Below are 11,182 nucleotides of genomic sequence, written 5' to 3' on the forward strand. Positions count from 1 at the left end.
CTCCCCCGAGGGATGGATGAGCATCGACCCGGCCCCCGCCGCGACCCTGTCCGAAGCGGCCCGTGAAATCGTCGAAGTGGGCCGCTTCCTCAGCGTGCGCAACTTCGTGCCCGCCACCAGCGGCAACTTCTCCCGCAGGCTGGATGCCCGCACCGCCGCCGTCACCCGCTCCGGCGTGGACAAGGGCGAGCTGGTGGAGGCGGACATCCTGGTCGCGGACATCCACGCGCCGCCGCCCAGGGGCTCGTCCGCGGAGACGCCCCTTCACCTGCAGCTGTATAGAGACCGGCCGGAGGCTCGGGCCGTGCTGCACACGCACTCCGTGGTGGCCGCGCTCCTGTCGAACCTGCGGCTGCCGGAAGGCGAGCTGGTGCTCCAGGACTTCGAACTGCTCAAGGCCCTGGGCGACACGCGCACGCACGAGGCGGCGGTGTCCATCCCCATCTTCCCCAACGACCAGGACATCCCCCGGCTCGCGGACAAGGTGACCGCGATGCTCGCGAAGCGCACGGACCTGGTCGCGTATCTCATTGCCGGCCACGGGCTGTACACCTGGGGCCGGAGCATGGCCGAGGCCCGCCGCCACGTGGTGGCGCTGGAACACCTGCTGACGTACGAACTCGAGAAGATGAAGGTGCGGCGATGAGCAAGCTGATTGTCTACAACGACCACCAGCCGGAGGCGCCGCTGGGCGTCTTCACCGAACCCGAGGACATCCGTCGTGAGCTGAAGCCCGCGGGCGTGCGCTTCGAGCGCGTGGACGCGTCCGTGGACCTGCCGGACGGCGCGGGCCAGGAGGAGGTACTCGCGGCCTACAAGCACGTGGTGGACGCGGAGATGAAGGCCCACGGCTACAACACCGTGGACGTGGCGCGCATCAAGCCGGACGCCCCCAACGTGGAGGCCGCCCGCGCGAAGTTCCTCTCCGAGCACGCCCACACGGAGGACGAGTCGCGCATCATGGTGGAGGGCAGCGGCTGCTTCTACCTGCACGCGGGCGACAAGGTCTTCCAGGTGGAGTGCACGCGAGGAGATCTCATCAGCGTGCCGGAAGGCATGAAGCACTGGTTCGACATGGGCGCCGCGCCCCGGTTCGCCGCCATCCGCTTCTTCATCCGCCCGGACGGCTGGGTGGGTCACTTCACCGGCGAGACCATCGCCGAGCGCTTCCCGAAGTACGCGCCGTGAGTGCTCCCAAGGCCGTCGTCACCGACATCGAAGGCACCACCAGCTCCATCGCCTTCGTGAAGGACGTGCTCTTCCCCTTCGCCCGGAAGCACCTGGCGGAGTACGTCGCCACGCACGGGCAGTCGCCCACCGTGCGCCAGTGCCTGTCCGACGCCCGCACGCTCGCGGGCGAGCCCGGCCTGGACGAGGTGGGCACCGTCGCGCTGCTCCAGCGCTGGGCCAACGTGGACCGCAAGGCCACGCCGCTCAAGACGCTCCAGGGGCTCATCTGGGAGGAGGGCTACGCGCGCGGCGAAATCAAGGGCCACGTCCACGCGGACGCGGCCCGGGCCCTGCGCGAGTGGCACGCGAAGGGGATGCGCCTGTATGTCTATTCCTCCGGCAGCATCGCCGCGCAGAAGCTGATTTTTGGCTACAGCGTGGAGGGAGACCTGACGCCGGTGTTCTCCGGCTACTTCGACACCACCACCGGGCCCAAGGTGGAGGCGGCGTCGTACACGAAGATCGCCCAGGCGCTGGAGCTGCCCCCCGGCGACATCCTGTTCCTCTCCGACAACACGGCGGAGCTGGACGCGGCGAAGCAGGCGGGCCTGCGCACCGCGGCCCTGGACCGGGGCGAGGTGGCCCTGCCGCCGGGCCACGGGCACCCGGTGTTCCACGACTTCACGTCGCTCGACCCGTTCGCGCGCGTGTCCTGAATCGATTCACCATCCCGAGCTTCTCCGGAGCGGAGCCTCCCCCATGTCGAGTTCCAACAAGCCCGTGCTGGGCATCATCGGCGGCAGCGGCCTGTATCAGATTGACGGCCTGACGGATGTCTCGTGGCGCCGGGTGTCGTCGCCGTTCGGTGAGACGTCGGACGAGTTCTGCTTCGGGCGCATCGGCGACCAGCCGGTGGTGTTCCTGCCGCGCCACGGGCGTGGGCACAAGATTCCGCCGTCGGAGCTGAACTTCCGCGCGAACATCGACGCGCTCAAGCGCAGCGGCGTGACGGACATCCTCTCCGTCTCCGCGGTGGGCAGCCTGCGGGAGGATTTGCCGCCGGGCACCTTCGTGGTGGTGGACCAGTTCGTGGACCGCACCTTCGCGCGCACGAAGAGCTTCTTCTCGCAGGGGCTGGTGGCGCACGTGTCCATGGCGAAGCCCACGTGCTCGCGCCTGGGTGACGCGGTGATGGCCGCGTGCGAGGGCCTGGACATCAACATCGTGCGCGGCGGCACGTACCTGGTGATGGAGGGCCCGCAGTTCTCCACGCTGGCGGAGAGCAAGCTGTACCGGCAGTGGGGCTGCGATGTGATTGGCATGACCAACATGCCGGAGGCCAAGCTCGCCCGTGAGGCGGAGATCTGCTACGCGAGCGTGTCGATGGTCACGGACTACGACTGCTGGCATCCGGACCACGACGCGGTGACGGTGGATCAGGTGGTCGCGGTGCTCTTGGGCAACGCGGGCAAGGCGCGCGGGCTGGTGAAGAACATCGCGCCGCTCGTGGGCCAGCACTCCACCCCGTGCCATGCCGGCTGCCAGACGGCGCTGGAGCACGCCATCATGACGTCGCCCGACGCGCGCGACCCGGCCATGGTGGAGAAGCTCTCCGCGGTGGCGGGCCGCGTCCTCAAGCGCTGAGCACGGAGCAAGGAAGACACGGCGATGAAAGTCCAAGGCGTTCCGATGCGCTCCATCTGGGTCGAGTCCGACGGCTGGAGCGTCGGCGTCATCGACCAGACGCGCCTGCCGCACGCGTTCGTGAAGGTGACGCTGTCCACGGCGGACGAAGCAGGCCATGCCATCCGCAGCATGCTGGTGCGCGGCGCGCCGCTCATCGGCGCCACGGCGGCGTACGGCGTGTGTCTGGCCATGCGGCAGGACGCGTCCGACGGCGCGCTGGAGCAGGCGCTGACCATGCTCCGGGCCACGCGGCCCACGGCGGTGAACCTGCACTGGGCGCTGGATGGGATGCGCCAGGTGCTCGCGCCGCTGAAGCCGCCGGAGCGCGTGGCGGCGGCGTACCGGCACGCGGCGGCGCTGTGCGACGAGGACGTGGCCATCAACCGCGCCATCGGCGAGCACGCGCTGAGGCTGTTCCAGGAGGCGTGGGACAAGAAGGGCCGCAAGGGGCGGCTCAACGTGCTCACGCACTGCAACGCCGGCTGGCTGGCCACGGTGGACTGGGGCACGGCGCTGGCGCCCATGTACCTGGCGCACGACGCGGGCATCCCCTTGCACGTCTGGGTGGATGAGACGCGTCCTCGCAACCAGGGCGCGGTGCTGACGGCGTGGGAGCTGGGACAGCACGGCGTTCCGCACACGGTCATCGCGGACAACGTGGGCGGCCACCTGATGCAGCACGGGGAAGTGGACCTGTGCATCGTCGGCACGGACCGCACGACGGCGCGCGGGGACGTGGCGAACAAGATTGGCACGTACCTGAAGGCGCTGGCCGCGAAGGACAACGGCGTGCCGTTCTACGTGGCGCTGCCGTCGCCCACCATCGACTGGAGCATCCAGGACGGCGTGAAGGAGATCCCCATCGAGCAGCGCGACGGCACGGAGCTCAGCGACGTGACGGGCCGGCTGCCTTCGGGGGACATCGCCACGGTGCGGATTACTCCGCCGGGGAGCCCCGCCGCCAACTACGCGTTCGACGTGACGCCCGCGCGGCTGGTGACGGCGCTCGTCACGGAGCGCGGCGTGTGTCCGGCGACGGAGGAGGGGATGCTGTCCCTCTTCCCGGAGCGGCGCGCTCAGCGGAGCGCGGCGAAGTGAGCGGGGTGGGGGGCCATCAGGCACTGCGCGAGGCGATGGTGGCCACCTCGCGGCGGATGAACACGTCCGGGCTGAACCAGGGCACGTCCGGCAACCTGAGCCAGCGGGTGGAGGGTGGCTTCCTCCTCACGCCGTCCGGGATGAACTACGAGACGATGACGCCGGAGGACCTGGTCCTCATGCGCTTCGACGGCTCGCACGAAGGCCACCGCAAGCCGTCCACCGAGTGGCAGCTGCACCGGGACATCCTCCAGGCGCGGCCAGAGGTGGGCGCGGTGCTGCACACGCACAGCATGTTCAGCACCACGCTGGCGTGCCTGCGCCGGGGCATCCCCGCCTTCCACTACATGGTGTCCGCGGCGGGCGGCACGGACATCCGGTGCGCGGAGTACGCCACCTTCGGCACGCCGGAGCTGGCGAGGCACATGATGGTGGCCCTGGAGGGCCGCAAGGCGTGTCTGCTGGCCAACCACGGCATGGTCGCACTGGGCGTGGACCTGGCGGCGGCCTGGAAGCTGGCGGTGGAGGTGGAGACGCTGGCGGCCATGTATTGGCGCGCGCTCCAGCTTGGTGAACCCGTGGTGCTGGACGACGCGGAAATGGAGCGCGTGTTCCAGCAATTCCGGGGGTATGGGCAGTAGGAAGTGCTCCACGCACACGTTCCTGCATGATTCCTGGGGTCCCTGCCTCTAAGTCGGACAGGGGGGAGGCGGATGGTCCAGCCTCGGTCCTCGGGAGGAGTCGGCATGCGGTGGGTTCTCGGGTGCATGGTGATGATGGCACTGGGGTGTGCCTCGCTCATGCCGGCGGTGCGGGAGCCCTCGGATCCGCGGCTGGCGGACGCGCTCCAGGCCTATGAGCGGTCCGCGACGCTCTACGAGGAGGGCCGGTACGCGGAGGCCGTGGCGCCCGGTGAGCACGCCCTGGCGCTGCGGGAGGCCGTGCTCGGGGGCTCGCATCCGGACGTCGCCTACTGCCTGAGCCTGCTGGGAGAGGTGTACCGCCTCCAGGGGGACTTCGCCCGGGCGGGCGCCGCCCACGAGCGCGCGCTGGCCATCCGGGAAGCGGTGGTGAACGACGACGCGGCGAAGTCCGTCACGGTGGCGAGGCTGCTCGGCTTCGCCGCCTCGCCCACCATGGAGACGGACCGGCAGGCCGGGGGCTTCTACGACCACGGGCACGCGATGTCCCGGCGGACGAACAACCTGTTCAGCCTGGACAAGCGCCGCCGCATGGGAGCGTTCGCCAGCCAGGAGATGACCCTCAGCGAGAACCAGTCCGCCTTCGCGGAGTCCCTCAACAACCTGGCCAACCTCTACCAGCAGCAGGGGCTCTACAGCCGGGCGGAGCCGCTCTACTCGCGCGCGTTGGATTTGCGGGAGACGGTGCTCGGCAAGCACCACCTCACCGTCGCGGACTCGCTCAACAACCTGGCGCTGCTCTACCGGGAGCAGGGGCTGTATGGCCGGGCGGAGCCGCTCTACGTGCGGGCGCTCGCCCTGCGCGAGTCGGCGCTGGGCAAGGAGGATCCGCTGGTCGCGGACTCGCTCGACACGCTGGCCACGCTCTACCAGGACCAGGGCCAGTACGGCCGGGCGGAGCCGCTGGGCCTGCGCGCGCTCTCCATCCGGGAGGAGGCGCTGGGCAAGCAGCATCCGCTGGTCGCGGACTCGCTCAACAACCTGGCCAATCTCTATCAGGACCAGGGGCTGTACGACCGGGCGGAGCCGCTCTACGCGAGGGCATTGGCCCTCCGTGAGTCCGAGCCGTCCAGCAGCCCGTCTGATCTGGCCGCCGCGCTCAACAACCTGGCGACGCTCTACCAGGCGCAGGGGAAGTACGACCGGGCGGAGCCGCTCTACGCGAGGGCGTTCCGGCTCTGGGAGAAGGCGTTCGGCACGCACCATCCGCACGTGGCGGCTTCGCTCAACAACCTGGCCACGCTGTACCGGAAGCAGGGGAAGTACCGCCAGGCGGAGCCGCTCTACGCGCGAGCGCTGGCCATCTGGGAGGAGGTGCTCGGCAAGAAGCATCCGGACGTCGCCGGCTCCCTCAACAACCTGGCCACGCTCTACCGGGACCAGGGGAAGTACAGCCAGGCGGAGCCGCTCTACGAGCGCGCGCTGGCGATTCGTGAGGCCGTGCTGGGCCGGAACCATCCGGACCTCGCGGCGTCGCTCAACAACCTGGCGCTCCTGCGTCTGGCGCAGCACCGCCTGGATGACGCGGTGCCCTTGTTCACGCGCGCCTTTGGAGTCTCCGAGCAGCGCCTGCGCCGCGAGGCGCTCGAGTTCTCCGAGGCGCGGCTGGCCAGCTTCCTCCAGCACCTGCGCGCGGACGAGGAGCAGCTCTACGCGCTCGTGCGCACGCACCCGGACTCCGCCAACGTCCGGCGTCTGGCATTGAGCGCCGCGTTGCTGCTCAAGGGCCGCTCCGTGGAGGAGACGGCGGACATCTCCCGAGCGGTCTACCGGAGCCTGGGCGCGGAGGAGCGCGGCACCTTCGAGCGGCTGCGCAAGCTGCGCACCCAGCTGGCCAGCCTCTCGTTGCACGGGCCCGGTGGGCTCACGCCGTCCGCCTATCAACGGCAGCTCACGGCGCTGACCGAGCAGGGCGATGCGTTGGAGGCGACGCTCGCCAGCCGCTCCGCGCCGCTGCGCGCGTTGGCCGCGCTGCCCGCGCCGGGTGACATCGTCGACCGTGTCGCTGGAGCCCTGCCGGACGATGGCGCCCTGGTGGAGTTCATCACCTACGAGGACCGGCCCCTCGTGCTGGGAACGGGCACGGCCCAGCTCCGCTGTCTGGCGTTGGTGCTCCTGCCGGACGGGGACATCCGCGCGTTGGACCTGGGGCCCGCCGCGCCCATCGAAGCCGCGGCCTCCAGCCTGCGGGACGCGCTGGCCCGCAGGGACGCCGCCTTCGAGGACTCCGCCCACGTGCTCTACCAGCTCGCGTTCCAGCCGCTGCTCCCGCTCCTGGGGACGGCCCGCCGGCTCTTCCTCTCACCGGATGGTCAGCTGGCGCTGGTGCCCTTCGCGGCGCTGCACGACGGGCGGCAGTACCTGGTGGACAGCTACGACTTCACCTACGTCACGTCCGGCAAGGACCTGTTGCCCCGGCCCCAGCAGCCGCGGCCCGCGTCCTCGGTGGTGGTGCTGGCGGATCCGGCCTTCAACACGACGCTGCAAGCCTCCGTGGGAGGCGCGTCCGTGGTGGCGGAGCGTTCGCCTTCGCTGCGGCGCGAGGACCTGGTGGCGCGCGACTGGGCGCCGGTGCCGCTGCCGGGCTCGCGCGAGGAGGCGGAGGCCATCCAGCGCCTGTTCCCGCAGGCGCAGCTGTTCCTGGGCCCGAAGGCGACCAAGGAGCGGCTGCTGCACCTGAGCACGCCGGGCATCCTCCACCTGGCGACCCACGGCTTCTTCCTGGAGGACGCCGCCGCGCCCGAGAACGCGAGAGCCGTCGCGACCTTCGGAGCGCTGGGCGAGGACCCGCAGGCCGCGCGCCCGCCGGATCCGCTGCTGCGCTCCGGCCTGTTGCTCGCGGGGGAGACGGAGAAGAAGAGCACGTCCGACAGCGCGCTGGTGACGGCGCTGGAGCTGGCGGGGCTGGACCTGTGGGGCACGCAGCTGGTGGTCCTGTCCGCGTGCGACACGGGCCGCGGCGCGGTCCGGCGAGGCCAGGGCGTCTACGGCCTGCGCCGGGCCTTCCTGGTGGCGGGCGCGGAGACGGTGGTGATGAGCCTCTGGAAGGTGGACGACGCGACCACGCGCACGTTGATGGAGACCTACTATCGCCACCTGCTCGGGGGTGAAGGTCTGGCCACGGCGCTGCGTGAGGCGATGCGGGAGCTGCGAAGCGCGCAGCCCCATCCGCACTACTGGGCGCCGTTCATCGCCATGGGGCGGGACACGCCGCTGCGGTTGCTGGACGCAGGCGCGCGGCAGTAGTCCGCGCTTCAGGCGCTGCGCAGCGTGAGCAGCGTGACCTCGGGCGGAACTCCGATGCGGAAGGGGAGCCAGTGCCCCGTGCCGCCGGAGACGTAGAGGTGGCTGTCCTTGAAGCGGTAGCGGCCCAGCATGTGCTTGAAGGCGAAGCCGAACAGCGGCACTCCCAGGAAGGCCACCTGTCCGCCGTGCGTGTGGCCCGCGAGCGTGAGGCGGGCGCCGCGCTCGGCGGCGTAGGGGAAGAAGTCCGGGTGGTGGGAGAGGCAGAGCACCACGTCGTCCGGGTTCCCGTCCTTGAAGGCCGTCTCCGCGGAGCGCTGCCAGCGCCGGTCGCGCCCGGCGCGGCTGGGACCGGACATGGGGTAGTCCACGCCCACCACTCGCACGCGTTGACCGCCGTGCTCCAGCACGTGGGCCTCATCCACGAGCAGCCGGACCGGCGCGCCACGCTGTGACAGTTGCTCGTAGCCGCCCAGGACTTCGTCGAGCCCACGCCAGTGCTCATGGTTGCCGAGCACCGCGAGCATGCCGTGGCGGGCCGTCGTGGAGGCGAGGGCGGCCATCGTCTCGTCGACCTGGTTCACGTCGTCGATGAGGTCACCGGTCATCACCTGGAGGTCCACGCCCGCGGTGTTCATCACCTCCACGGCGCCGCGCAGGTACTCGGGGGAGATGAAGGGGCCCACGTGCACGTCGGTGATCTGCCCGATGCGGAAGCCGTCGAGCGCCGCGGGGAGGCCGCGCAGCTTCACCTCCACCTCGCGAACGGTGAAGCCCAGGCTGCCCCCCACGACACCCACGCCGCTGGCGCCCATGGCGAGGACGGGCATGGCCTGACCGGCCTTCACCAGGAGGCTGCGGCGCTCCAGGTCCACGCCTGGGGGCGCGGCCTGTTGGCGGCGTTCCGCGCGCAGCTTGAGGATGAGGAACGGCGGGCCCATCAGCATCACCATCAGCGCGGCGATGCTCCACACCACGGCGAACAGCTTCACCGGCACGAGCGCCGGAGGCGTGTGGTGCAGGCCGTAGCCGGTGACCGCGGGCACGGTCCACGCCGCGAACGCGAAGACAGAGAGGCCCACCAGCACGCCATGACGCCAGCCCCGGGTGACGGCGGGCAACAGCCTGCGCAGCACGAGGTACGCGCCCAGGTAGACGAACAGCAGGACCAACAGCCTTCCCATGGTGTGCGCGCTCTCGGTGTCGTGAGGAGCCCCCAGGATAACGGACCCCCTGACCGCGCGCCGTGTCCCGTCACCGGGCTGCTCGCCTCCTGGGCTTCACGGAACTTAACGTGAAATAACTGGAAAATGAGAAGAGACTCCGGAGCCGCTCTCCGTGTCGTGTGGCTGGTGCTGCTGCTGGGGTGTGCATCCGCACCCGGGCCCTCACCGGCGGAATCATCACGGGAGTGCGAAGCCAGCGACGAGGACCAGTGTCTCACGCAAGTCTGCGAGGGCGACGTCTGTGCGCTGTTCCGGTGCGAGGACGTGGCACCGAAGCGCATCGTGCGGACGCGAGGGGCCATGCCAGTGGCGCCCATCTTCGTTGCGCCGGGCAGTGGGCCGCAGCGGACATGGGGAAGTGCGCAGGGCCTGCCGCGAGACGCGGTGCCCGTCATGGTCTTCCGCTGGCATCCCCGAGAGAAACTCCCCAGTGAGCTTCGCCGCGAGAAGGCGCAACAGGAGTGGGCGAGGCGGCCGAAGGAGCGGCACCATATCTTCCCTCAGGCGTTCAAGGCTCACTTCGAGGAAAAAGGGATCAACATCCACCAATACGTCATCGCCATTGATGCGGAAGTGCATGCGCGCATCCACCGGGGCGAGCGAGGTGGGCCATGGAACCGGGATTGGGATGCGTTCATCCAGCGGCGGCGAGGACGAGCCCTGATGCCCGAATACTTTGAGCATGCCTCCCTGATGATTCAGAAGTACGGGCTCTTTGGGATGACGATGACGTACTGGCAACAGGTGGAGCTTCTGCCCCTTCCAGCCGAGGACTGAAGCATGCGCTACTTTTCTGTCGAGAGCCTGAAGGGCGATGAAGCAGGGCACTGGACGGGTTCGTACCGTGCTCGCCACCGATGGCACATCTCCGGGGTCGAGTGTCCCAGGTTCGGCGTCTGGGCGGGGATGGATGCCTTCCCCTCGGTGGATTTGTCCGAGGTCGCGGAGCCCGCGCTCTCTGAGTGGAAGGGACCCATGTCCCTCCCTGAATACAAACGATTGACTGCGCTCGTGCGCCCCTTCGTTCCCCCTGAACTTCCCCTCTACGCGGGTTGTACGTTCGGCCCCATGGTTGGAACCGCGCAAGGCAAGTTCGGTCCGGTGACTTGCTGGCCTTCGTGGGAAGTGGTCCTCCGCGAGGACGCGGTCGAACTGCTCAAGGTCGAAGGACTGAAAGGCGTCATCGCGGTCCGAATGGAGCTCAAGTCTCGTCGGAGCACGATGCCCGCGCTGTACGAGTTGGAAGCCCGGCCACTGGCGAAGCTGCACCCGGACTGCATCGGCGAGTTCAAGACACCCGCCTGCGACATCTGCGGGCGGCCTGAGTCATTCGACCTACCGCCGAAGCGTTGGCTCTTGCGCTCCACCGTGCCCGAAGGGCTCGACGTCTTCGGGGTCGAAGGCGCGAACCTGCACGTCGTCAGCGAGCGCTTCATCGAAACCGTGCAGCGCCTCGGCCCCAGCGACGTGCACTACCAGGAGCTACCCGTCGGCTGAACCGCGTCACATCCCTCCACCCGGGCTCGCGAGCCGCAGGTGCGAGTGCAGCGTCTCCGCGCGCAGGTACAGGAACTGCGCATCCCCGAACGCCAGCGCGTCCCCGTCCGCGAGCATCCGCTCCTCGCCTTCGCCCAGCTCCGCGGCGTTCAGCCAGGTGCCGTTCATGGACGCCAGGTCCTGCACCGAGCACGTCCCCTGCGCCGCGTGCCAGCGCAGCACCGCGTGCTGCTTCGACACGGACGGGTCGTGCACCATCAGCGCGCACCCCTCCGTCCGGCCCACCCGCAGCTCCTGCCCGTCCTGCTCCGGCCCCAGGAAGTGGACCTCCAGCGAGTCGAACGCCTGGAGCATCACCAAGAGCCGGTCCACCAGCCTGGACCGGTGCGCCATCCCCACCGTGCGAGCCTCCGCCAGCCGCAGCGCCACCTGCTGGAACACCGGCTCCGGCGGCTGCTGGATGAGCACCACCGGCCCGGAGGCTTGCAGGAACGCCTGGACGGGCGCGTAGGCGAACGGGCGGAGCTGTTGGACGGAGGGCATCACGCCCCCACGTTACCC

General features: G+C 69.8%; 11 protein-coding genes. 9 read left to right on the forward strand and 2 right to left on the reverse strand.

Annotation, left to right across the window (positions count from 1 at the left end):
* The first annotated feature begins 16 nt into the window (after positions 1 to 16).
* From D7W82_RS05645 to D7W82_RS05675, 7 genes are all read left to right on the forward strand, one after another.
* Entirely contained in the window at positions 17 to 646 is a 630-nt protein-coding gene (locus D7W82_RS05645) for a methylthioribulose 1-phosphate dehydratase (protein WP_120617343.1), read from the forward strand.
* Positions 643 to 1,188, forward strand: a complete 546-nt coding sequence (locus D7W82_RS05650) for an acireductone dioxygenase (protein WP_120574542.1) — start codon at positions 643 to 645, stop codon at positions 1,186 to 1,188. Before D7W82_RS05645 ends, D7W82_RS05650 begins: the two co-directional genes overlap by 4 nt.
* Positions 1,185 to 1,886 carry an acireductone synthase gene (mtnC, locus tag D7W82_RS05655; RefSeq protein ID WP_120617344.1) on the forward strand — a complete coding sequence of 234 codons (702 nt, stop codon included), beginning with the start codon at positions 1,185 to 1,187 and terminating at the stop codon, positions 1,884 to 1,886. The genes D7W82_RS05650 and mtnC overlap by 4 nt, the downstream gene beginning before the upstream one ends.
* A gap of 43 nt (positions 1,887 to 1,929) precedes the next feature.
* Positions 1,930 to 2,814, forward strand: a complete 885-nt coding sequence (locus D7W82_RS05660; RefSeq protein WP_120617345.1) for an S-methyl-5'-thioadenosine phosphorylase — start codon at positions 1,930 to 1,932, stop codon at positions 2,812 to 2,814.
* A 24-nt stretch (positions 2,815 to 2,838) separates the two neighbouring features.
* Positions 2,839 to 3,954 carry an S-methyl-5-thioribose-1-phosphate isomerase gene (mtnA, locus tag D7W82_RS05665; protein WP_120617346.1) on the forward strand — a complete coding sequence of 372 codons (1,116 nt, stop codon included), beginning with the start codon at positions 2,839 to 2,841 and terminating at the stop codon, positions 3,952 to 3,954.
* A complete protein-coding gene (locus D7W82_RS05670) occupies positions 3,951 to 4,595 on the forward strand; it encodes a class II aldolase/adducin family protein (protein ID WP_120617347.1) in 645 nt (214 codons plus the stop codon). The genes mtnA and D7W82_RS05670 overlap by 4 nt, the downstream gene beginning before the upstream one ends.
* A gap of 105 nt (positions 4,596 to 4,700) precedes the next feature.
* On the forward strand, positions 4,701 to 7,901 hold the full coding sequence (locus tag D7W82_RS05675; RefSeq protein ID WP_120617348.1) for a tetratricopeptide repeat protein: 3,201 nt from the start codon (positions 4,701 to 4,703) through the stop codon (positions 7,899 to 7,901).
* 8 nt (positions 7,902 to 7,909) lie between these two features.
* On the opposite strand, the gene D7W82_RS05680 is transcribed toward D7W82_RS05675, so the two are convergent.
* Entirely contained in the window at positions 7,910 to 9,082 is a 1,173-nt protein-coding gene (locus D7W82_RS05680; RefSeq protein ID WP_120617349.1) for a metallophosphoesterase, read from the reverse strand.
* Positions 9,083 to 9,208: 126 nt separating this feature from the next.
* Between D7W82_RS05680 and D7W82_RS05685 the strand changes: the two genes are divergently transcribed.
* Entirely contained in the window at positions 9,209 to 9,901 is a 693-nt protein-coding gene (locus D7W82_RS05685) for a TIGR02269 family lipoprotein (RefSeq protein ID WP_120617350.1), read from the forward strand.
* Between the two features lie 3 nt (positions 9,902 to 9,904).
* Positions 9,905 to 10,621: a double-CXXCG motif protein gene (locus D7W82_RS05690; RefSeq protein ID WP_120617351.1), complete on the forward strand. Its 717-nt coding sequence runs from the start codon at positions 9,905 to 9,907 to the stop codon at positions 10,619 to 10,621.
* A 6-nt stretch (positions 10,622 to 10,627) separates the two neighbouring features.
* Here the strand turns inward: D7W82_RS05690 and D7W82_RS05695 are convergent, their stop codons facing one another.
* Entirely contained in the window at positions 10,628 to 11,164 is a 537-nt protein-coding gene (locus D7W82_RS05695; RefSeq protein ID WP_120617352.1) for an FHA domain-containing protein, read from the reverse strand.
* Positions 11,165 to 11,182 lie beyond the last annotated feature (18 nt).

It is taken from the genome of Corallococcus sp. CA049B, assembly GCF_003611685.1.
In the GTDB taxonomy this organism is placed as follows: Bacteria; Myxococcota; Myxococcia; order Myxococcales; family Myxococcaceae; genus Corallococcus; species Corallococcus coralloides.

Bases quoted from the DNA above. Each gene is read 5' to 3' on its own strand.
- D7W82_RS05645 (WP_120617343.1), top strand. From the start codon at position 17: ATGAGCATCGACCCGGCCCCCGCCGCGACCCTGTCCGAAGCGGCCCGT.
- D7W82_RS05650 (WP_120574542.1), top strand. From the start codon at position 643: ATGAGCAAGCTGATTGTCTACAACGACCACCAGCCGGAGGCGCCGCTG.
- D7W82_RS05660 (WP_120617345.1), top strand. From the start codon at position 1,930: ATGTCGAGTTCCAACAAGCCCGTGCTGGGCATCATCGGCGGCAGCGGC.
- mtnA (WP_120617346.1), top strand. From the start codon at position 2,839: ATGAAAGTCCAAGGCGTTCCGATGCGCTCCATCTGGGTCGAGTCCGAC.
- D7W82_RS05675 (WP_120617348.1), top strand. From the start codon at position 4,701: ATGCGGTGGGTTCTCGGGTGCATGGTGATGATGGCACTGGGGTGTGCC.
- D7W82_RS05680 (WP_120617349.1), bottom strand. From the start codon at position 9,082: ATGGGAAGGCTGTTGGTCCTGCTGTTCGTCTACCTGGGCGCGTACCTC.
- D7W82_RS05685 (WP_120617350.1), top strand. From the start codon at position 9,209: ATGAGAAGAGACTCCGGAGCCGCTCTCCGTGTCGTGTGGCTGGTGCTG.
- D7W82_RS05690 (WP_120617351.1), top strand. From the start codon at position 9,905: ATGCGCTACTTTTCTGTCGAGAGCCTGAAGGGCGATGAAGCAGGGCAC.
- D7W82_RS05695 (WP_120617352.1), bottom strand. From the start codon at position 11,164: ATGCCCTCCGTCCAACAGCTCCGCCCGTTCGCCTACGCGCCCGTCCAG.